Raw genomic sequence first — 21357 nt, 5'->3', positions numbered from 1 at the left:
GTTCCTGGCTGGTGGCGAGCACGCGCAGGCCGGGGGCGGCCCGCAGCAGGTGGGCGGTCAGGCGGCCGACGGCGCCCGCCACCTGTCGGGCCGCCTGTCGGGCGGCGACACCGTCGCGATCGGCCTGGCCGACCCGGTCGAGGTGCTCGTGGCCGCGCTCGCCGCCGACCTCGCCGGAGCGACGCCGCTGCTCTGCGACCCCGGCTGGGACCCGGCGCGACGGCGGCTGGTGCTCGGCACGGTACCGGCCGCGTCCTGGCTGGCCGAACCGCTGCCCACAGCCTGGGTGAATGAGCCGCCGCCCGCCGCCCGCTCCGCGCCGGACGACCTCGCCTGGGCCTGCTTCAGCTCCGGCAGCACCGGACGGCCGCGCGCGGTGGTCCGTACCCGCGCGTCGTGGACGGACTCCTTCCCCCACGTGGACGCCCTCACCGGCATCGGCGCCGCCGACGTGGTCCTGGTGCCCGGCCCCCTGGTCTCCTCCCTGTACGGCTTCGCCGCCGTCCACGCCCTGGCCGCCGGGGCGACGGTGCTCGTGCCCGGCCGGTGGGCGCCCGACCTGCTGCGGCACGCGAGCGTCGTCCACCTGGTGCCGCACCGGCTGGCCGACCTGCTCGACCTGCTCGACACCGCGTCGGCGCTGAGGACCGCCGTGGTCGGCGGCGCCGCGCTCAACCTGGCGCTGCGCGCGCGGGCCGCCGCCGAGGGGATCCGGGTCGTGTCCTACTACGGCGCCACCGAACTGTCCTTCGTCGCAGCCGACGCCGACGGCACCGGCCTGCGCGCCTTCCCCGGCGTCGAGATCCAGGTCAGGGACGGCGAGATCTGGGCCCGCTCGCCGTGGATCGCGCACGGCTACCTCGGCGGCGCCGACGGCCCGCTGCGCGCCGACGCCGACGGGTTCGCGAGCGTGGGCGACCTGGCCGAGCCGTACGAGCCGGGCGGGGTGCTGCGGGTACGCGGCCGGGGCGACGGGGCGATACAGACCGGCGGCGCCACCGTCGTGCCCGAGGACGTCGAAGACGTGCTCAAGACCGTCCCCGGCGTGGGCGACGTGGTCGTCGTCGGCACCCCGCACCCCTTCCTCGGCTCCGTCGTCACCGCCGTCGTCGAAGGCGAGGTCACCCGCGCCGAACTGGAGGCGGTCGCCAGAGGCGGACTCGACCCCGCCCAGCGGCCCCGCCGCTGGTACGCGGTCGCGAGCCTGCCGCGCACCCCGTCGGGCAAACCCGCCCGCGCCGCCGTCGCCTCCAGCGTGCCCGGCCTGAGAAGGCTCGCATGAGCGCGGTCGTCGTCGCCTCCGGCGTGCCCGGCCTGAGGAGACTCGTATGAGCGCGGTGGTCGTCGCCGCCCGCCGTACCCCCATCGGGACCGCCGGGCACGCCTTCAAGGGCCTCACCTGCGAGGACCTCGCCGCCCCCGTTCTCGCGGCGGTCGCGGCCGACTGCGCCGGGCTCGGCCTGCCCGTCGAGGACGTGCTGCTCGGCAACTGCATGGGCCCCGGCGGCAACGTGGCCAGGGTGTCCGCGCTCGCCGCCGGGCTCGGCACCGAGGTGCCCGGCGCCACCGTCGACCGGCAGTGCGGCAGCGGGCTGGCCGCCGTCCTGCTCGGCGCCCGCGGCGTCCAGGACGGGCTGGTGCTCGCCGGAGGCGTGGAGAGCGCATCCACCGCGCCGCTGCGCACCCACCGGGGGGCGGCCGAGCCGTACGGCCGGGCGCCCTTCACCCCGCGCGGGCACCCAGACCCCGACATGGGCCCGGCCGCCGAGGCGCTGGCGGTCAAGTACGCGATCGGCCGCGAGCACCAGGACGCCTACGCCCGGCGCAGCCACGCCAGGGCATTGGCCGCCGACTTCACCGCCGAGATCGTGCCAGTCGCCGGCCGCGCCGCCGACCAGCGGCCCCGGCCGCTGCGGGCCGGGACACTGGCCCGGCTGCCCGCCGCCTTCGTGCCCGGCGGCACCATCACGGCGGGCCTCTCCTCGCCGGTCAGCGACGGCGCCGCCGTCGTGGCGATCCTCCCCGCCGCGTCGCGCGGCGGGCCGCCCGGGTTGCGGCTGGTCGCGGGTGCCGTCGTCGGCTGCGATCCCGAACTGCCCGGCTGGGGGCCGGTGCCCGCGATCGAACGGGTGCTGCGCCGTACCGGGGCGAGTCTCGGCGACGTGGCGGTGATCGAGCTGGTCGAGGCGTTCGCCGCCCAGGTGCTCGCCGTCACCGGCGGGCTCGGCCTCGACGCGCTCGGCGCCGACGGCGACCGGATCTGCCCGGGCGGCGGCTCGCTCGCCCTCGGTCACCCGTGGGGGGCCAGCGGCGCCGTGGTCGTCACCCGGTTGTTCACCGGCCTGGTCCGTTCGGGCGCCCCGCGTGGCACGCTGGGGCTCGCGGGGGCGGCCGTCGGCGGCGGCATGGGGGTCGCCGCCCTGTTCGAGGTGGTCTGAGTGATCGAATTGGCCGACGTCGGCGTCCGGCTGGGGGAGCGCGAGGTCCTGAAGGACGTCACGCTCACCCTCGCCGAACGGCGGATCGGCGTCGTCGGCGCCAACGGCTCGGGCAAGAGCACGCTCGCCCGCCTGCTCAACGGCCTGGTCCTGCCCACGTCCGGCGCCATCCGCGTGCTCGGCCACGACACGCGCCGCGCCGGAGCCCAGGTCAGGCGGGCGGTCGGTTTCCTGTTCACCGACCCGGACGCGCAGATCGTCATGCCGACCGTCGCCGAGGACGTGGCCTTCTCCCTGCGGCGCGGCAAGCTGCCGCGCGCCGAGACCGAACGGCGGGTCAAGGACATCCTGTCCGCGTACGGCCTGGCCGGCCACGCCGACCACCCCGCCCACCAGCTGTCCGGCGGCCAGAAACAGCTCCTGGCCCTCTGCTCGATCCTGGTGCTCCAGCCGGAGATCCTCGTCATGGACGAGCCCACCACCCTGCTCGACCTGCGCAACTCCCGCCACGTCGCCGAGGTGCTGCGCGGCCTGCCCCAGCAGGCCGTCGTCGTCAGTCACGACCTCGATCTGCTCGCCGACTTCGACCGGATCCTGGTGCTCGACGAAGGGCGCGTCGTCGCCGACGACACGCCCGCCCCCGCGCTCGCCCACTACCGCAAGCTCATGGCGTGAGCGTCGTGCACCGGCTGCCCGCCGGGGTCAAGCTGGCGGTGCTCGCCCTGTCGTGCACGGCGCTGTTCCTGCTGGGCACCCCGCTCGCGCTGGCCGGCGCGGCCGCCGCCGTACTCCTCGGGTACGCCCTGGCCCGGATCGGCCCCTCGGCGGCCTGGTCGCAGGTGCGGCCGATCCGCTGGTTCGCCGCCGCCCTGTTCACCCTCCAGTTCCTCACCTCGGGGCTCGACCCGGCGCTCGTCTCGACCGGACGGGTCGTGCTGGCGGTCGCCCTCGCCGGGCTGCTCACCCTCACGACCCGAACCGCCGACCTGATCGCCTGCCTCGAACGGCTGCTGTCGCCGCTGCGGTTCGCCGGAATCGACCCGTTCCGGGTGTCGCTGCTGCTGTCGCTCACCCTGCGCAGCGTGCCCGTCATCAGCGAACTCGCCACCCGCGTGCGCGAGGCGCAGCGGGCCAGGGGGGTCGAGCGCAGCGTGCGGGCCTTCGCCGTCCCGCTGGTGGTGAGCGCACTCAGGTACGCGGACGCACTCGGCGAGGCGCTCACCGCCAGAGGGATCGACGACTGACTCAGCCCTTCCGGGAGTCGGTCCAGCCCGCCTCGGTCACGGTCTCGGAGCTCGACACCGTGCCCGGCTCCAGCCCCTTCCTGTCGATCACCACGCTCTCCCTCGCGAGCGCCCGCCCGGTGTCGGTGTCGATCAACAGACGCTGCTGGAACTCACCGTCGGCCGTACGCACCCGCATCGCCACGGCCGAGCCCGTGCGCCCCGCCGCGTCGGTGACCTCGCCGACGGTGTCCACCGACGGCAGGTCGGCCAGCATGCGGAAGGCCGCGCCGCGCACCTCGGGACTGACCGGCATCGCGGTGATCAGCCCGGACGTCACCTCGAACAGCCACTCGTCCTTGTTTCCCGGCACGTCGTTCTGGGGCGAGTCGAAGTAGGGCAGCAGCCACGCCCGCAGCTTGTCGGCGTCCTCCGGCAGCTTACGCAGGTCGGCCATGGTGACGTTGCGGCCCAGCCAGAAGATCTCCTTGCCCTTCTCATGTCCGGTGAGCGGCTTACCCGGCGGGACGTCGAGCAGCTTGGCATCTCCCGGGCGGCCGGGTATGGGGATCCGCACCATCTTCGGCGAGCCCGCCGCCTCCCACGCCCGCTGGTCCTCGTCGGAGACGGGCCGCGTGCCGAGGCTCTGCATGTGGCCCCACACACCGTTCTCCGTGGTCCACTGCTCGCCGAACGAGCGGTGCTCCATCACGTAGCCGCCGTCCGTCACCACCAGGTTCCGCTGCTCGGTTCTGACGTGCCAGTACTTTCCCGACGTCTCCGGCTCCTTCTCGGCCTTCTCCGCCGCCGCCAGCAGCACCTGCTGCGCCGACAGCGTCGTCACCGCCGTCCCGCCGGGTGTCTTCTCCGCCGAGGCCACCGGCGGGGTCGGGGCGCGCGGTGCCGTACCGCCGACCAGATCCGTGCCCACCAGCGTGATCGCCGTCGCGGCTGCGGCCGCGCCCAGCAGGCTCAGCCCCCACACCCGCGTCTTCGGGCGCGACCTGCCCTCCCGCTCCTGCGCCATGGCGTAGGCCAACTCGTCGGTGCGCGTACGCGCGTCCGCCGGCGCCGTCTCTCCCAGATGCGCGGGCCGGGCCGCGCGCAGCTCGTCGAGGGGATTCACGATGCTTCCTCCTTGAGGTCGAGCCGGGTCATGGCGGGCGAGGCGGGATCGAGCTCCCGCTGGAAACGCTTGCGGGCGCGGTGCAGCCGTACCTTGAAGGCCGGTACCGAACACCCGACCACCCTGGCCGCCTCCCGCGAGGACAGCCCCTGCCAGGCCACCAGGATCAGCAGTTCCCTGTCGTCCTGCGTGAGCCGGGCCAGCGCGCGCAGGGCGCCCAGCCGCTCGCTCACCTGCTCGGCCACATCGCCCTCGACCCAGGAGCCGAGCTCTTGGGCCAGCCCTTCACGGCGGGCCTCCTCACGGACGGTGGTCCGCAGGACGTTCCTGGCGATGCCCAGCAGGTACGGCAACGCGTTGCCGGGTACCTGGTCGAACTTGCGCCAGGCGATGGCGAACGTCTCGCTCACCACTTCGTCGGCCACCTGCCGCCCCGCACGACTGACCACGTAGGCCCACACGCGTTGGCGACATTGGTCGTACATGCTGGTGAACCGTTCGCGATCCCCCATACCACCCCAACTCCCTCATGCCCGGGTATCACCTGTCATGGGGAAGTGCTCCAGGGCAGACGATGGTTACAGCGGTTCGCGAATTCTCTGTGGACGCCAGGCCGACCCGGCTTCGCGGCCCCGGACACTGCCTGGGAGCCACCCCGTATGCTGCCACGGCCGCTTACCCCAGCTTGGCCGGTGCGGCGGGTTCGAGCCTGGACAGTCGGCAGGTGACCGGCCGGAGCGTGGTGATCCCGTTGACGCGGGCGACTCCCCGCCGCAACGCGTCCGCGTCCGCAGCGCACACCACGTTGGCCGTGTCGGCCTGGGTGGCGACCCGTAGCGCGATGAAGCCCCCACCGGCCCCGTCCATCACGATCCAGCCCTTGATCAGGAACGGCTGAGGACTGTCCCACCGCATCGCCGCATCACCACCTGTCCGCACGCAGCGTGAGCCCTGCCGAATCGCCGGTACGTCATGCCGCCGCCCCCGATGCGGCGGCATCCGCTCGGTGGACGGCCTTCGGCGGCCAGGTGCTGGTGAAGCCGTTCTGTCTCCGGCATCCGGTCGGTGGTCGGTGTGGTGCGCGTGCCCGTCATGTCTGCGACGGTAGGAGGGAGGCCGGACAGGAACCATGAAGTTGCTTCAAGTTCCTTGAAGTCGGCCTCGGGCCGCCTCGATCTCCTCCCGAGCGGCAGAGCCGAACACGGCCTGTTCCCGAAGGGCGGTGAACACTCTCATGAAGTATGCGATGTTGTCGGGTCGGGCAGTCTGGAATGCCCCGGACCAGAACTCTTGCTTGAGCAGCTTTTCGTCGAACAGGTAGAACCCTTCGCCGGGGTATAGGGACCTGGTTCGCCCTTGAGGGATGATTCCGATTGACACGTAGGGAAGTGACATTATTTCTTCGAGGTAGGTGAGCTGGCCGTTCATGACCCTGGGTCCGCCAGTATTATTGGATAGCGCGGAAGCCTCCAGCAGGAATGCGAAGATCGGTGCTCCGGTTCCCAGAAATCTCTTGCGCGCCATCCGGTTGCGGGCCGCATCTTCGATGTCAGCGAGCGGCAGGCCGTGAAGTTTCGCGTGGATGGAGAACTGTGCTTCGGCATACTCCATGGTCTGCAGGAAGCCGGGGACGAACAGGGATTCATACACGCGGATGATCTTGGACTGGGCGTACAGTTCCATGGCCTGAAACTGAAGCTTCTTCATCCCCGATCGATGTAGCCGCTTGTAATCTGTCCACATCTGCTCGATCTCGCGGTTGGCTGCGATGAGTTCAGAGATCAGCCCCTCGGCATTGCAGGTCGTTGCCCATAGGCGTATGTCGCTTTCTGTAGGACGTTGAGTGCCGTGCTCGATCTTCGAGACCTTGGTCTTGTGCCACCCGCACAGGCGGGCGAACTCGACCCCAGTGAGGTTCGAGTCAAGACGAAGCTCCTTGAGTTGAGTTCCGAATGCCCGCTTGGCGGATTCGGATGGTTGCTGATCGGACACGTTGCCTACGGCTTGTATCGCCCGTTGGGGATTCCCAGCGACCATGCCCGCTCGAAGGCGTCGACGCAGAACCTCACGGCTTCGGGGTCGGTGGTGAGCTGAATCGCTCCGGACTGATTATCGCCGCCGATGAGGTTGAAAATGACCAAGTCATCGCGGATGAGGCAGTCGTTTCCCGGTAGTGGCTCGGCTGACACTCTAGACCGTGGAAGCCATCGTAGTCGCTCCTCGGGCGAGGCGATCTCGATAGCCATGCGCTGATATTCTGAAAGCGGTTCGGAGATGATTCTCACTCGCCGGTAGGGGAAGCCGAGGGCTTCTTTCTCGGCAAGGAATTCTCGGTGGCTGCTCATTGCCTCCTCGATATCCTTGTGCATGCCTGAGCGCCAGGCATCCAACAAAGCTCGATCGACGTCGTAGTGGTCCCGAAGCTCCAGCTTGCGGACCTCCTGGGCCGGGTTGCCGAACAACAGTTCAGTTCGGCGCGTCGCCGAGATCAATTCCATAGTGCTCCCTCACGTACTTCTGGACGAACGCGTTGACGGTGCGTTCGGAGAGCTCTCCGAACGTCTCGTCTTCCGCGAGTCCGATGAGTTGCGCCCCTACCCCGGGGCCGCGCTTCTTGGCCTGCACGATCCAAGAACCCCGGTCCGTTCGGTAGAAGCTCTCGCACTCGACAGCCCCTTGCGAGTGGGGGTCTTTGCAGTAGAACGTTACGATCAGGTCTTTGCTGGGTGGTTTCTCCATGTTGCTCGCTCCTGCCGTTGGCTGGTCACCATCCGAACTCAGTACAACCACGGCAGTCAAGACTCAGGACGATCGGCATCTTCCTTCAGCTGGGCACCACGTCGGCGCGCATGCGGACGGCGGCCGCGAGCAACGGCGGGCAGCGAGGAGCCCCAGACTCTCGGTATGGGCCGTGAGTTGGGGCTCTCGCGTGTTTGACCTGGTCGTATCCGTCGTGCCGGGAACTGGTGTCGAAGTGGCCGTCAGGGGATCAGCAGGAGTTTTCCGGTTGTGCGGCGGGCTGCCAGATCCTCGTGTGCCCGCCGTGCCTGTGCGAGCGGATACCGGTGCGAGACGGTGATGTCCAGTGTCCCGTCCATGATCCAGTCGAACACCTCCCGTGCCCGCCACAGCATCTCGTCGCGGTCGGCCACGTGGTGGCCCAGCGACGGCCGGGTCAGGAACAACGACCCCGACCGGTTGAGCACCTGCGGGTCGAGCGGCGGCACCGCCCCGCTGGCCGCGCCGTACAGGGCCATGAGTCCGCGCGGACGCAGCACGGTGAGCCCGCCGTCGAACGTGGTGGCGCCGACCCCGTCGTAGACCACGTCGATCCGCCCGCGCAGCGCGTCGGCGAAGTCGTCGTAGCCGAACACCTCGGCGGCCCCGGCCGCTCGTGCGAGGTCGGCCTTGGCGGAGGTGGAGGCGGTGGCGTACACGGTGGCGCCGAGGTGCTTGGCGAGTTGGGTGAGCAGCAGTCCCATGCCGCCGGCGGCGGCGTGGACGAGTACCTTGTCGCCGGGTTTCACCTCGTACGTGCTGCGGGTGAGGTAGTGGGCGGTCATGCCCTGAAGGAGGGCCGCGGCGGCCTGGTCGAGGCCGATGCCGTCGGGGACGGGCACCAGACGGTCGGCCGGCAGCAGCGCCAGTTCGGCGTAGCTGCCGGGGACGTCGACCCACCCGACCCGGTCACCGGTGGCGAGGCCGGTGACGCCGGGGCCGACGGCTGCGACCGTGCCCGCCCCCTCGACGCCCAGCGGACTGGGCAGCGGGAGCGGGTAGGCGCCGGAGCGCTGATAGATGTCGATGAAGTTGACGCCGCTGGCGGCGACGTCGACGACGGCTTCCCCCGGTCCGGGGACGGGTTCGGGCCGCTCGGTGAGTTCGAGGATCTCTGGACCGCCCGGAGCGGTGATCACGACTGCGCGCATGGTCGTGGTCAACCTCTCAGCAGGCGTATTGCTTCCATCCCAGCAGGCGGCGCCGCATCGCCCGGTCGTGGGTGACGACCACGAGCGCCCCCTCGTACGCCGCGAGCGCCCGCTCCAGTTCCTCCACGAGCCGCAGCGACAGGTGGTTGGTGGGCTCGTCCAGCAGCAGCAGGTCGTGCTCGCGCGACAGCAGTCTGGCCAGGTCGAGCCGCCGCCGCTGGCCGACGGACAACTCGCCGACCCTGGTGTCGAGCGCGTCGGCGCGGAACAGGCCGGTGGCCATGAGCGCGCTCCGGTGCTCCTCCGGGTAGCCGGGCACGCCTTCGGCGTAGGTGGACAGCAGGCTCCGGCCGGGGTCGAAGGTGCTCTCCTGGGCCAGGAAGCCGACCCGGCCCCTGGCGGCGGCGGCGATCTCGCGCAGCAGCGTGGACTTGCCCGAGCCGTTGGGCCCGTGGATCAGCAGCCGGTCGCCCGCCTCGACGCTGAGGGCGGGCAGCGCGGCCAGGGTGCCGGTCGCGCGGCCGGTGAAGGCCCCGGTGAAGCTCATCTCCTTGGGCGGGCGGGGGACGGGGTCCTCCTCCAGCCGCCGCAGCCGCTCCTGTGCGTTGCGGACCCTGCTGGCGACCGAACTCTGCACGCGACCGGCGTCGCGGTCGTAGGCGACCTTGTTGTTGTCCTTCATGACCCGCCCGACGGCCACGCGGCGGGCGGTGGTGGCGGCATGGATCCTGACCTGCTTGATCTCCTCCTGCCAGTCGGCGTAGGACTGCTCCCAGCGCTGCCTGGCGGCGGCCTGCTCGGCGAGGAAACCGCCGTAGCCGCCGCCGTACCTGGTCGCGCCGCCGTACTCGACCTCGATGATCGAGGTGGCGACGCGGTCGAGGAAGACGCGGTCGTGGGAGACCACGACGACGGTGCCCCGGTGCTCGCGCAGCCGGTCTTCCAGCCAGGCCATGGCGGCCTCGTCGAGGTGGTTGGTGGGCTCGTCGAGCAGCAGGATCTCGGGGGAGGCGGCCAGCAGGCAGGCCAGGCCGAGCCGGGCCTGCTCGCCGCCGGACAGGCCGGCGAGCACCCGGTCGTGGCCGAGGTGGGCCAGGCCGAGGCCGTGCAGCGCCTTCTCGACGCGGGCGTCGGCCTCGTAGCCGCCCCTGGCCTCGAAGGCCGTCAGCAGTTCTCCATAGGCGGTCATGTCTCCCGTCTCGGCGGCTTCGAGCATGCCGCGTTCCATCGTCCGCAGGTCGGCGAGGGCGTGGTCGATCGCCTGCGCGACCGTGTGGTCGGCGGGCAGGCCGAGCGTCTGGCCGAGATGGCCGAGGCTGCCGGTGACGACGACCTCGCCCTCGTCGGGCCGTACGGTGCCGGCGAGGACGCCGAGCAGCGTGGACTTGCCCGAGCCGTTCTCGCCGACGATCCCGGCCCGCTCGCCCGGTCTGATCGACAGCGAGATGCCGTCGAGGACCGCGCGCTCGCCGTAGTTCTTGGTGATTCCGTGGAGGGAGAGCTGAGTGGTCAGGGTGAGACTCCAATCGCAACCGTTGTAGCTTTAGTGTGCACAAAGAAAGCCACTAATGCAACTGGAGTAGATTTTGGAGAAGCGACCAGGCGGGCGGAGCGCCCGGGTGCGCGCCGCCGTCCGCGCCGCCACGCTGGCCGAACTGGCCGAACACGGCTACAAGGGGCTCACCGTCGAAGCCGTCGCCGAACGGTCCGGCGTGCACAAGACCACCGTGTACCGGCGGTGGGGCAGCGTCGAAGGACTCGTCGAGGACGCGCTGGAGCAGGCCCGCGAGGAGCCCTGGCCGATCCCCGACACCGGCGCCGTCGAAGGTGACCTGCGCGGCATCAACCGGCTCGTCCAAGGCGGGTTCGCCGACCCCGAGCACGGGCCGGTGGCCTCGGCGTTCGTGGCGGCCGCCGTACAGGAGCCGCAGGCCGCGCGCCCCCTGCACGCCTTCTTCCTCAGCAGGCACGAACAGGCCGCCCACGTCGTACGGCGTGCCGTCCAACGCGGCGAACTCCCGGCCGACGTCGACGCGGAGGAGGTGATCAGGATCGCCGTCGCCCCGATCTACTACCGGCTGTTCGTCAGCGGCGAGCCGGTCACCGAGGCCGACGCCGACCGCGCCGCCGACGCCGCTCTCGCCGCCGCCAAGGCGGGCGTACTCAGCCCGCGAGGCCCGTGAGGCCCGTGAGGCCAGTGAGGCCAGTGCGGCTCGCGAGCGACCGCCTGACCCCGGTCAGCCCCGCGACCGGGTCGACCACCAGCACCCGGCAGCCCGCCGCCGTCGCCGACGCGACGCCCGTCGGGCTGTCCTCGATCGCGACGCACCGCTCCGGCCGCACCCCGAGCCGCTGCGCGGCCTCAAGATAGGGGTCGGGGTACGGTTTCCCCCGCTCGGTGTCCTCCGCCGCGACCACCAGGTCGAACCGGTGCCCGCCCAGCCTCGGCAGCACCCGCTCGACGATCCCGCGCGGCGAGGCGCTCACCAGCGCGGTCGGCACACCCCGGGCGCTGAGTTCGCCGAGCAGTTCGAGCGCGCCGGGGACGATCGCGACACCTCCCTCGATCAACTCGGCGAAGGCACCGGTGAGCCGCGCCGCCACCCCCGCGACCTGTCCGGGCGCGAGGTGGGCGGCGGTGTCCTCGACCGTCCGCCCGAGCACGTGGGGCTCGTCGCCGGGCGTCAGCGTGCGCCCGAGCGATGCGGCGACACCGGCCACGGCCTCCCACCACAGCCCCTCGGTGTCCACCAGCGTCCCGTCCATATCGAACAGCACGGCGTCAGGCAGGGCGATGTCCGGTTTATCGGGCATCGATGGGTTCCCGGACGGAGACGAGGACCGGGCGCTCGACCAGTTCGACGCGCACCCGCGTTCCTGGCCCGAGGCGTACCGCCTCGTGACCGGGCACGTCGGCGAGCACCTCGCCCTCCTTCAGCCGCAGCCGCAGCCGCACCGAGGCGCCGCGGAAGGAGGCGGCGAGCACCTCGGCGGACCCCTCCTCCGACGGGGAGACCCGCACGGCCTCGGGACGTACCAGCACCTCGACGGACCGCTCGGCGGGCGCGGGCCCGTCGATCGGCAGCGACTGCCCGAGTACGGTCACCCGATCGCCGGACACCCGCCCGGCCAGGTGGTTCATGGTGCCGACGAACTCCGCCACGAACGGCGTGGCCGGCCGGTCGTAGACCTCGGCGGGCGGCCCGACCTGCTCCAGCCTGCCGTCGCGCAGCACCGCGACGCGGTCGGCGACCGACAGCGCCTCCTCCTGGTCGTGGGTGACGAAGACGGTGGTGATGCCGAGGTCGAGCTGCAGCCGGCGGATCTCCTCGCGCAGGCTCACCCGTACCTTGGCGTCCAGGGCGGACAATGGCTCGTCCAGCAGCAGCACCCGGGGCTCCAGCGCGAGCGCGCGGGCCAGCGCGACCCGCTGCTGCTGGCCGCCGGACAACTCGTGCGGGTAGCGGCCCGCGTGCGCGGGCAGGCCGACCAGCTCCAGCAGTTCGAGCGCCCGTGTCCGCCGCGTCGCGGCGGGCACCTTGCGCACCCGCAGGCCGAAGGCGACGTTGCCGGCGGCGTCGAGGTTCGGGAACAGCGAGTACGACTGGAACACCATGCCCGCGTCCCGCTTGTTGGCCGGGACGCCCGTGATGTCCCTGCCGTCGACCAGCACCGCCCCCGAGTCCGGACGCTCGAACCCCGCCACGCAGCGCAGCGCGGTCGTCTTGCCGCAGCCGGACGGGCCGAGCAGCGCGACCAGTTCGCCCGGCTCGACGGTCAGGTCCAGCCCGTCGAGCGCGACCGTCCTGCCGAAGACCCGCCGCAGGCCGCGGAACTCCACCTGGGCCGTCATTGTTTCCTCTCCTTGCCGAAGACGCTGGAGACCGCGAGCAGCAGCAGCCAGATGAGCACGAGACTGAGGATCGACACCGCGACCGACATCTGCCCCCGCGACCCCGAGACGGTCACGATCCAGACCGCGAACGGCTGGAAGCCGAGCAACCTGGCCACGGTGAACTCGCCGAGCACCAGGGCCAGGGTGAGGAAGGAGGCGCTGGCGATGGCCGAGCGCAGGTTGGGCACCACCACCCGCACCAGCACGTACGTCCACGAGGCGCCGAGACTGCGGGCCGCCTCGACCAGCGTGCGCACGTCCAGCGTGCGCAGCCCCGCATCCAGCGAGCGGTACACGAACGGCAGCACCAGCACCACGTAGGCCAGCACGAGCACGACGGGGAAGCCGGGATCCTGGATCGCGACCAGCGTGGCCCAGAACGGGGTCGGCGCGAGCACCTCGCCGCCGACCGACAGCGCCCGGCCGATGCCGACCACGAACGTGATCGGCGGCACCACCAGGGGCAGCGTGCACAGCACCTCCAGCACCGGGCGCAGCCGGGGCGCCGCGAGCCGTACGGCCAGCATCGCGGGCAGCGTCAGCAGCAGGACCAGCACGATCGTCGCCAGCGCCAGCCCGAGCGACAGCAGCAGCGAGGTCGCGAAGCCGTCGGCGCTCAGCAGTTCGCCGTAGGGGGCCAGGGAGAAGCCGGTGGACTCGTCGTAGACCGTGTACCAGAGCGAGGCGCCGAGGGGGACCAGGAAGTACAGGGCGGCGAGCAGGAAGACGGCTGAGCGCCGCAGACGGGTCACCGCAGCCATCGGGTGCTCCTTCTCTGCAGCGGCAGGTAGACCGCCATGACCAGCCCGGCCACCACGATCATGTCGAGGCTCAGTGCGAGCGCCACGTTCTCCTGGCCGATCAGCACGTCGCCGGTGAGCATGTTCGCGATCTTCAGCGTGACCAGCGGCACGACCGTGCCCGCGCCCATGGCCGCCGCCGTGGCGTACGCGGAGAAGGCCATGCCGAACAGCAGCACCACGCCGCCGAGCAGCGCGGGAGTGAGCACCGGCAGCCCCACCAGCCGCCAGTACTGCCACGCGGTGGCGCCGCCGCTCGCCGCCGCCTCACGCCACTGCGGGCGCAGTCCGTCGAACGCGGGCGCCATCACCAGGACCATCATCGGCACGGAGAAGTACAGGTAGACGGTCACCAGCCCCCAGAACGTGAACAGCGACCCGGACGGCAGCCCGAGCAGGCCGCTGACGATGCCCGAGTTGCCGAGCGTGGCCACCCAGAAGAACGCCAGCGGCACCCCGCCGAAGTTGGCGAGCACCCCGGAGGCGGTCAGCACGGCCGCGCGCAGCCCCGCCGCCCGCGACGTCACCACCGCGTACGCGAGGACCGTGCCGAGCACCGCGCCGAGCCCGGCCACGACCGCCGACAGCTTGACGCTGCCGGCGAGCGCGCCCAGGTTGCCGCCCTGGAGGCTGTGCCGGAAGTTCGCGAGCGTCGGCTCGCCCTGCGCGGTGAACGCCCCCGCCAGCAGGGCGAGCGCGGGTACGCCGAAGACGAAGGCGTAGACGGCGAGCAGCGGCAGCGCGCCCAGCCAGCCGGTGGAGGCGCGCCTCATCCGGAGATCGCGGCGTCCCAGCCGGAGGCGAGCTTCGCCTTGGCCGCGTCCACCTGCTCAGGCGTGGGGAACGTCGGCGTCCCTTCGACGGCGGGCAGCGCGGCGGCCGCGGCCTTGTCGATGCTGCCGTCCCCGGTCATCGCGGGCATCAGCACCGGGCGGGCGAACCCCTTCAGGTAGAGGTTCTGGCCCTCGGGGCTGTACAGGAACTCCTGCCACAGGCGGGCGGCGGCCGGATGCGGCGCGTCCTTGTTGACGGCTTGGGCATACATCTGGAAGTACTTGCCGTCGGAGGGCACGTTCACCTTCCAGTCGAGGCCCTTCGCGGCCATCTGCGGCGCGTAGGCGGCGTTGTTGTAGTCCCAGTCGACGCTGATCTGGGTCTCGCCCTTCTCGATGGTCGCCGGGGTGGTCTCGACCGGGTTGTAGTTGCCCGCCGCCTTGAGCCTCTTGAAGAACTCGATGCCCGGCTGGATGTCGTCGAAGGAGCCGCCGCTGGCGATGGCGGCCGCGTACACGCCCGCGAAGGCCGAGCCCGACTTGGTCGGGTTGCCGTTCAGCGCGACCTTGCCCTTGTACTCGGGCTTGAGCAGGTCGGCGAAGCTCGTGGGGCAGGTGGCGACCTTCTTGGCGTCGCAGCCGATCGAGATGTAGCCGCCGTAGTCGTTGGTCCACAGGCCCGTCGGCTCCTTCTGGCCCTCGGGGATGCTGTCGAACGAGCGCACCTTGTACGGCGCGAACAGCCCCTCCTTGGCCCCGCTGATCGCGAACGACTGGCCGAGGTCGAGGACGTCCGGCGCCCGGTCCTGGCCCTTGCGGGTCTTGACCGCGGTGATCTCGTCGGCGCTGGCCGCGTCCGGGTCCTCACTCTCGATCTTGATGCCGTACTTCGCCTCGAACGTCTTGATGATCTCGCCGTAGTTGGCCCAGTCGGGAGGCAGCGCGATCACGTGGAGATCGCCCTCCTTCTTGGCCGCCTCGACCAGCTTGTCGAAGCCGCCGAAGTCGGCGGCGGAGGTGGCCGTCCTGGCGTCCACCCCGCCGCCCTCCTGTTCGGCCTGGGTGGCGGGAGCCGCGCCGCAGGCGGCGGTGGCTACGGTAAGGGCTGCAACGACGCCGGCCAAACGGGCGCGAGGGGTGAACACATCGCCTCCACTCTCGGGGGTGTAGAACGAACCTAGGTGAACTTGTTCAGACAAGACCAGGCCCAAGTAAGTACGACGAAGATTGCCGGTCCGTGAACAGAGAAGGACGAAGATGGTCGCGCGCTATGAACGAATAGCCGCTGAGCTGCGCGACGACATCCTGCGCGGCATCCACCCGGTCGGATCGACGCTGCCCACGGACGCCGAACTGGCTGCGCGCTACTCGGCGGCGCGGGGGACCGTACGGCAGGCGCTGTCCGTGCTCGTCGCGGAGGGACTGGTCGGCTCCAGGCAGGGGGCGCGGCGGATCGTGCTGGGCACCTCCCGCAGTCAGAGCTTCGCCGAACTGCACAGCTTCGCGCAGTGGGCGGGGGTCAACGGCTACCGCTTCGGCGGCGAGGTGGTCCGGCAGCGCCGCAGGCCGCCGTCGCCGGCGGAGGCCGAGCGCCTCACCACCGGCGAGGTGCTGGAGGTGCTCAGGCTGCGCACCCTCGAAGGCGAGCCGGTGATGCTCGAACGCACCGTGTACGCCGCGTGGATCGCGCCCGCCGTCGAGGGGCTGCCGGCCGACTGCGCCTCCGTCACCCAGGCGCTCTACGAGTCCACCGGGCTGGTCTTCGCCTACGGCGAGCACCTCATCGACGCCGTCGCCGCCGGTTCGCAGGACGCGAGGCTCCTCGGTGTACGGCGCGGCAGCCCGCTCCTGCGCCAGCGCCGCGTCACCACGACCCAGGAGGGGCGGCCGGTGGAGAGCTCGGACGACCGTTACCGTGCGGGCAGCGTGGCCTTCAGTATCAGGAACTCGATCGGCGCCAACCCGCTCGTCCGGCAGGCGGGCGACTTGCGTTTCGGCGTGTGAGAACGTATGTTCGATTATTAGCACGCCCGTCTTCCCCCGGGTGGCTCATCTGCACGTTCAGAGCCGCGTGGGAGAAGAAGCGTCTTGAGCAGACTCTATGGCGACCCGATCGAGGTGTGGACCCGTGAGGGCCGGCCCGCCCAGTTCGTCTGGCGTGATCGGCTCTATCTCGTCCACCGGGTCACCGACCACTGGGTCGTGGCCCGCGAATGGTGGAAGACGACGGAGGGCGATCCGGGCGAGCGGCGGTTCTGGCGGGTCGAGGCCGGTCAGGGGTCGGTGCTGGGCTCCTACGAGCTCCGCTTCGACACCGCGGGCGGCGACTGGCTGCTCATGAGGGCGTGGGACTGATGGCGCCGCCTCCGTTCCCGCACCTCAGCGTCAGCTCGGCGTACTCGATGCGCTACGGCACCGCGTTTCCCCGCCAGTTGGCCGAGCGGGCGCTCGCGCACCGGATGGACATCCTGGCGCTGACCGACCGCGACGGGCTCTACGGCGCGATCAAGCACGCGCAGGCGTGCGCCGACGCCGGGCTGCGCGCGGTCTTCGGGGTGAACCTGGCTCTACGGCCCTCGGGGGCGGGCCAGGACTCCCCGGAGACCGCTTTCGGGCCACCCGGACCCGGACGTGCTTCGGGGCGTTCTGCCGGGTTCTCCGGGCGCTCCTCCGGCGGGTGGTCCTCTGATGGGCGCACCTCTGAGGGGTGGGCCTCCGGTGGGCGCTCTTCCGGCAGGCGGTCTTTCGACGGGTGGCCTTCGCGGTCTTTCGGCGGCCCGGACTCCGGGCGGCCCAGGACCGGGCCGGGGGCCGAGGACCGGATCACCGTACTGGCCCGTGCGGGCGGCTGGTCCCGGCTGGCCAGGCTCGTCACCGCCGCCCACCGCGCGGGCGAGCGCGGCGACCCCTGGGTCACCCGCGAACTGGTCGCGGAGCACGCCGAGGGCGGTGCCCTCATCGTCCTGCTCGGCCCGCGCTCCGACGTGGGCCGGGCCGTCGCGGAGCGCCGCGACGAGCACGCCCGGCTCATGCTCGGCAGGTGGCGCTCGCTCGTCGCCGACGTGGGCGTCGAACTCGTCGACCAGTACGGTTACCGCGACACCGTCCTCGCGGCCCGCATGCACGAGCTGGCCGACTCGGCGGGCGCCCCCGTCGTGCTGACCAACGCCGTCCGCTACCTCGACCCCGCCGATCACCAGGTCGGCGACGTCCTCGACGCGGCCCGCCAGCTCGTGCCGCTGCACCCGCGCCACCTCGACGGGCCGACCTCGCACGCGTACCTGAAGAGCAGCAGGGAGATGTGGCAGGTCGCGATGAAGATCTGCGGCGGTGACCGCGACCGGGTCGGCCGCCTGCTCTACTCCACGCGGCGGCTGGCCGAGGCGTGCGCGGTGGATCCCGGGTCGATGCTGGCGCTCGGGAGCGATCCGCCCCGTCTGCACCTGCCCGAGGTCGACGGCGAGCCGGTGCCGATGCTGCGCCACCGGGTGGAGGACGGCCTGCACACGCGCGGCCTCGGCCGTTCGGTGGAGGCGCGGGCGCGGGCGGAGGAGGAGCTGGCGATCATCGAATCCAAGCACCTGTCCGGATATTTCGTGTCAGTAGTCGGTATCACCGACATGATCCGAAATATGGGCATCCGTTGCGCTATTCGGGGGTCGGGTGCGGGCAGCCTGGTCAACTACCTCATCGGCATCGGCGAGGTGAACCCCCTCGAACACGGCCTGCTCATGGAACGCTTCCTGTCGCACGGCCGCATCGGACTGCCCGACATCGACGTCGACGTCGAGTCCGCCCGCCGCCTCGACTGCTACCGGGCCATCTTCGAGACGTACGGCGACGCCCGCGTGGCCTGCGTCTCCATGATGGAGACCTACCGCGCCCGCAGCGCCATCCGCGACGTCGCGGGCGCCATGGGCCTGCCGCCGCACGAGATCGACACCATCGCCAAGGCGTTCCCGCACATCCGCGCCCGCCAGATCACCGCTTCCCTCGGCGACCTGCCCGAACTCCGCGACAGCCGGCTCGGGGAGGCCGGGCTCGACCGGGTCTTCCGCCTCGCGGAGAAACTCGACGGCCTGCCCAGGCACATCGCCCTGCACCCGTGCGGCGTCCTCGTCGGAAACGCCGGGCTCAAGGACGTCACCCCCGTCGAGCGCAGCCTGCTGGAGTTCCCCATGTCGCAGTACGACAAGGACGATGTCGAGGAGGCCGGGCTGCTCAAACTCGACGTGCTCGGCGTCCGTATGCAGTCGGCCATGGCGTACACGCTCAGTGAGATCAACCGCGTCGAGGGCGTGGACCTCGACCTCGACGCCGTGCCGCACGACGACCCGGCCACCTACGACATGATCTGCGCCGGACGCACCCTCGGCTGCTTCCAGATCGAGTCGCCCGGCCAGCGCGAACTCGTCGCCAAACTGGAGCCGCGCACGATGCACGACCTGATCGTCGACATCTCGCTGTTTCGGCCGGGGCCGGTCAACTCCGACATGGTGACGCCGTACCTGGAGGCCAGGCACGGGTGGCGGAGACCGTACTATCCGCACGAACGCCTGCGCGACGCGCTCAGGGAGACGCACGGGGTGGTCGTCTTCCACGAGCAGGTCCTGAAGATCATCTCGGTGATGACCGGGCGCGACCTGCACGGCGCCGAGACCATGCGGCGCACGCTCGCCACCGAGGCCGGACGGCTCCGGGTCCGCGCCGAGTTCGTTCCGGAGGCCGTGGCCCTGGGGTTCTCCGCCGCCGAGGTGGAGGAGGCGTGGAAGGTGCTCGACGCGTTCGGGGCGTTCGGCTTCTGCAAGGCGCACGCGGCCGCCTTCGCGCTGCCCACCTACCAGTCGGCGTGGCTCAAACGGCACCACGCGGCCGCCTTCTTCGCCGGAGTGCTCGCCCACGAGCCCGGCATGTACCCGCAGCGCGTCATCGTCGACGAGGCACGCCAGTGCGGGGTCCGCATCCTGCCGCTGGACGTCAACCGCTCAGGAGGGGAATGGCAGGTCGAACGGCTCAGCCTCCGCGTCAGGCCCGAGGACTTGGGCGTCAGCCCCGAGGACCTGGACATCAGGCCCGAGGACGTGGGCGGCGGGCCCGAGGACCTGGGCGACTACCGGCGGCGGAACTATCGGATCGCGGAGATCGGCAAGGGGTACGCGCTGCGGGTGCCCTTCTCCGCAGTCAAAGGGGTCAGCGAGGGGGAGGTCGCGCGGATGGTGGCCGGTCGGCCGTACACCTCTCTGGCCGATTTCTGGGAGCGGGCGCGGCCGTCGCGGCCGATCATGGAACGCATCGTCCAGGTCGGCGGCCTGGACACCCTCCACGACCTGCGCCCCGGCGGCGAACGCTGGCGCCCCGGCGAACTGACCCGCCGCGACCTGATTGCCCAGGTCGGCATCCTCGAACGCACCTCCACCTCCGGCACCTCCACCTCTGGCACCTCTGCCTCCACCGGCACCTCTGCCTCCACGGGCGCCTCCGCCACCGCCACGGGCGCCACCGCCACCGCCACGGGCGCTACCGACACCTCCTCCACTACCGGCACCTCACCCCCGACCACCTCACGCTCCCCCTTCTCTCTTCTCGCCTCCGCCACCCCCACTCCGGCCCCTGCCGCCTCCATGCTTGGGACACCCGAGCCGGGTACACCCGAGTCCGGCACCGCCGAGCCCATCACTCCGAGACCCGATACTCCCGAGCCCGAGTTCAGCACTCCGGAGCCTGATACTCCGGAGGCCGGTGCTTTCAGGGCCGGAGTACCTGTGTCTGGTACGCCCGTGGTCGGTGCTCTCGCGGCCGGTGTTTCCGCCGAAGGCTGTCGTCGGCGACCTGGCCTGCCAGTGGGCGTACCCGCGCTCGACCTTTCGGCGCTTCGCGACCTCACACCCGAGATCTTCGTCCCCGCCATCTCCGCGCCGACCGCAGCCGTGCCGGTGTCCTTGGCGTTCAGCGCGCTGGTCGCGGGTGGCCCTGTTGGGCGAGATCTTGAGTTTCGTGCGGGCAGGGCGCGTTTTCTCGGCCCAAGTGAGCACCCACCCGTGAGTGAGCACCCACCCGTGAGTGAATACTCACTCGTGAGTGAGCGCTCACCTGTGAGTGAATACCCGCCCGTGAGTGAGCGCTCACCTGTGAGTGAATACCCGCCCGTGAGTGAGCACTCACTCACTATCAGAGGTGGTTATGCGCCATCGCTTGTCACCCTCCGGGACCTGGTCGCCTCCGCCCGAGGTCCTATGCGGTGGAATCCTCCGCCTGAACGCCTGTCTCTTCCCTCGACAGGCGCGCTTCCCCCCACGGATAGCGCGCCTTCGTCGTTGGGGCGCGAGTCCGTCGCCTCTGCGGCCGTTTCTCGTGCGGCCGTTTCTCGTGCGGCCGTTTCCCGCGCGGGGGTTGAAGACGCGGGGGTTGAAGGTGCGGGGGTTGAAGGTGCGGGGGTTCGGAGTGGGTCTTCTGTGGCTTCCTCTGAGGTCGCGGGGAGCGGGGAGGCGGTGCAGTTGCCGCTGGGGTTCGGGGAGCATCTCACTCCCGGTGAGCTTCCCGAGATGACCGAGAGTGAGATGGTCGAGGCTGAGTTGGAGATCCTCGGCATCGACATCAGCCGCCATGTCATCAGTTTTCATGACGAACTGCTCGACGCCATCGGGGTCGTCCGCTCCAGCGAACTGCTCGATCAGCGCAACGGCGCCGAGGTGCTGGTCGCGGGGGTGAAGGTGGCGACCCAGACTCCGGCCGTGCGGTCGGGGCAGCGGGTCATCTTCACCACCCTCGACGACTCCACCGGACCGGTGGACCTGACGTTCTTCGAGTCGGTCCAGGGGAGGTGCGCGGCGACGGTGTTCGGGTCGTGGCTGATGGTGGCCAGGGGGGTGATCAGGCGAACAGGTCCGAGGGCGATCTCGATGCGTGCCGTCGACTGCTGGAACCTGCTCGACCTCGACCGGATCTGGCGCGCGCAGGGCACCGAAGCCGTCAGGGCGCTGCTGACTCGCGCCCCCGAGGAGAGGGACGGGGTGAGCGGCGGCCGGATCGAGTACGCCAACGGCTTCCGCCTGTCCCCGTACTCCGATCTCGGCCCCACGATCACGGCGAACCCGCCCCGCCGACTCTGGCATGCCAGCCAAGGCAGTTCCGGCTCCACCGCCGTCTGACGGCTCCGCTGTCTGATGACGGCGT

21 protein-coding genes are annotated in these 21357 nt (G+C 71.1%); 8 read left to right on the top strand and 13 right to left on the bottom strand.

From position 1 onward, the window contains the following. The 4 genes from ABD120_RS04415 to ABD120_RS04400 all read left to right on the top strand — a co-directional run. On the top strand, nt 1–1282 hold a 1282-nt coding region (locus ABD120_RS04415; RefSeq protein WP_343948380.1), incomplete at its 5' end, for an AMP-binding protein. A 46-nt stretch (nt 1283–1328) separates the two neighbouring features. Next, the gene (locus tag ABD120_RS04410; protein WP_343948379.1) at nt 1329–2438 is read left to right on the top strand and encodes a thiolase family protein; all 1110 of its coding nucleotides are present in this window, start codon (nt 1329–1331) and stop codon (nt 2436–2438) included. Then, on the top strand, nt 2439–3113 hold the full coding sequence (locus ABD120_RS04405) for an energy-coupling factor ABC transporter ATP-binding protein (RefSeq protein ID WP_343948378.1): 675 nt from the start codon (nt 2439–2441) through the stop codon (nt 3111–3113). Beyond that, entirely contained in the window at nt 3110–3682 is a 573-nt protein-coding gene (locus ABD120_RS04400) for an energy-coupling factor transporter transmembrane component T family protein (protein ID WP_343948377.1), read from the top strand. Before ABD120_RS04405 ends, ABD120_RS04400 begins: the two co-directional genes overlap by 4 nt. Before the next feature lies 1 nt (nt 3683). On the opposite strand, the gene ABD120_RS04395 is transcribed toward ABD120_RS04400, so the two are convergent. From ABD120_RS04395 to ABD120_RS04360, 8 genes are all read right to left on the bottom strand, one after another. Then, entirely contained in the window at nt 3684–4787 is a 1104-nt protein-coding gene (locus ABD120_RS04395) for a CU044_5270 family protein (RefSeq protein WP_343948376.1), read from the bottom strand. Continuing rightward, a complete protein-coding gene (locus tag ABD120_RS04390) occupies nt 4784–5299 on the bottom strand; it encodes an RNA polymerase sigma factor (protein WP_343948375.1) in 516 nt (171 codons plus the stop codon). Before ABD120_RS04390 ends, ABD120_RS04395 begins: the two co-directional genes overlap by 4 nt. 163 nt (nt 5300–5462) lie before the next feature. Then, complete coding sequence (locus ABD120_RS04385; RefSeq protein WP_343948374.1) at nt 5463–5702, bottom strand: hypothetical protein; 240 nt, start codon at nt 5700–5702, stop codon at nt 5463–5465. 225 nt (nt 5703–5927) lie between these two features. Beyond that, the gene (locus ABD120_RS04380; protein WP_343948373.1) at nt 5928–6779 is read right to left on the bottom strand and encodes a helix-turn-helix domain-containing protein; all 852 of its coding nucleotides are present in this window, start codon (nt 6777–6779) and stop codon (nt 5928–5930) included. A 5-nt stretch (nt 6780–6784) separates the two neighbouring features. Beyond that, nucleotides 6785–7285 (bottom strand): DUF6879 family protein, encoded by a 501-nt coding sequence (locus ABD120_RS04375; RefSeq protein ID WP_343948372.1) that lies wholly within the window; start codon nt 7283–7285, stop codon nt 6785–6787. Next, nucleotides 7254–7526, bottom strand: a complete 273-nt coding sequence (locus ABD120_RS04370) for a hypothetical protein (protein ID WP_343948371.1) — start codon at nt 7524–7526, stop codon at nt 7254–7256. Before ABD120_RS04370 ends, ABD120_RS04375 begins: the two co-directional genes overlap by 32 nt. A gap of 242 nt (nt 7527–7768) precedes the next feature. After that, the gene (locus tag ABD120_RS04365; protein WP_343948370.1) at nt 7769–8716 is read right to left on the bottom strand and encodes a quinone oxidoreductase family protein; all 948 of its coding nucleotides are present in this window, start codon (nt 8714–8716) and stop codon (nt 7769–7771) included. Nucleotides 8717–8732: 16 nt separating this feature from the next. After that, nucleotides 8733–10229, bottom strand: a complete 1497-nt coding sequence (locus tag ABD120_RS04360) for an ABC-F family ATP-binding cassette domain-containing protein (protein WP_425563925.1) — start codon at nt 10227–10229, stop codon at nt 8733–8735. Nucleotides 10230–10302: 73 nt separating this feature from the next. Here ABD120_RS04360 and ABD120_RS04355 point away from each other — a divergent pair, with 73 nt between their 5' ends. Then, nucleotides 10303–10899: a TetR/AcrR family transcriptional regulator gene (locus ABD120_RS04355; protein WP_343948369.1), complete on the top strand. Its 597-nt coding sequence runs from the start codon at nt 10303–10305 to the stop codon at nt 10897–10899. On the opposite strand, the gene ABD120_RS04350 is transcribed toward ABD120_RS04355, so the two are convergent. The 5 genes from ABD120_RS04350 to ABD120_RS04330 are packed head-to-tail and all read right to left on the bottom strand — an operon-like array spanning nt 10880 to nt 15329. Further along, nucleotides 10880–11530, bottom strand: coding sequence for an HAD family hydrolase (locus ABD120_RS04350; RefSeq protein ID WP_343948368.1), 651 nt, complete (start codon nt 11528–11530; stop codon nt 10880–10882). The two genes, ABD120_RS04355 and ABD120_RS04350, sit on opposite strands and share 20 nt — an antisense overlap. Further along, nucleotides 11520–12569 (bottom strand): ABC transporter ATP-binding protein, encoded by a 1050-nt coding sequence (locus tag ABD120_RS04345; protein WP_343948367.1) that lies wholly within the window; start codon nt 12567–12569, stop codon nt 11520–11522. Before ABD120_RS04345 ends, ABD120_RS04350 begins: the two co-directional genes overlap by 11 nt. Continuing rightward, nucleotides 12566–13372 carry an ABC transporter permease gene (locus tag ABD120_RS04340; RefSeq protein ID WP_343948366.1) on the bottom strand — a complete coding sequence of 269 codons (807 nt, stop codon included), beginning with the start codon at nt 13370–13372 and terminating at the stop codon, nt 12566–12568. The genes ABD120_RS04345 and ABD120_RS04340 overlap by 4 nt, the downstream gene beginning before the upstream one ends. Continuing rightward, nucleotides 13360–14184, bottom strand: a complete 825-nt coding sequence (locus tag ABD120_RS04335; protein WP_343948365.1) for an ABC transporter permease — start codon at nt 14182–14184, stop codon at nt 13360–13362. The genes ABD120_RS04340 and ABD120_RS04335 overlap by 13 nt, the downstream gene beginning before the upstream one ends. After that, nucleotides 14181–15329 carry an ABC transporter substrate-binding protein gene (locus ABD120_RS04330; protein ID WP_343948364.1) on the bottom strand — a complete coding sequence of 383 codons (1149 nt, stop codon included), beginning with the start codon at nt 15327–15329 and terminating at the stop codon, nt 14181–14183. Before ABD120_RS04330 ends, ABD120_RS04335 begins: the two co-directional genes overlap by 4 nt. Nucleotides 15330–15441: 112 nt before the next feature. On the opposite strand from ABD120_RS04330, the gene ABD120_RS04325 reads away from it, so the two are divergent. From ABD120_RS04325 to dnaE, 3 genes are all read left to right on the top strand, one after another. Continuing rightward, the gene (locus ABD120_RS04325; protein WP_343948363.1) at nt 15442–16188 is read left to right on the top strand and encodes a GntR family transcriptional regulator; all 747 of its coding nucleotides are present in this window, start codon (nt 15442–15444) and stop codon (nt 16186–16188) included. Nucleotides 16189–16272: 84 nt separating this feature from the next. Continuing rightward, entirely contained in the window at nt 16273–16539 is a 267-nt protein-coding gene (locus ABD120_RS04320) for a DUF6504 family protein (protein WP_343948362.1), read from the top strand. Further along, entirely contained in the window at nt 16539–21332 is a 4794-nt protein-coding gene (gene dnaE / locus ABD120_RS04315; RefSeq protein ID WP_343948361.1) for a DNA polymerase III subunit alpha, read from the top strand. Before ABD120_RS04320 ends, dnaE begins: the two co-directional genes overlap by 1 nt. Nucleotides 21333–21357: the final 25 nt, after the last annotated feature.

This window comes from Nonomuraea longicatena (assembly GCF_039525605.1).
In the GTDB taxonomy this organism is placed as follows: Bacteria; Actinomycetota; Actinomycetes; order Streptosporangiales; family Streptosporangiaceae; genus Nonomuraea; species Nonomuraea longicatena.
This window is presented reverse-complemented; position numbering and strand designations above follow the sequence as displayed.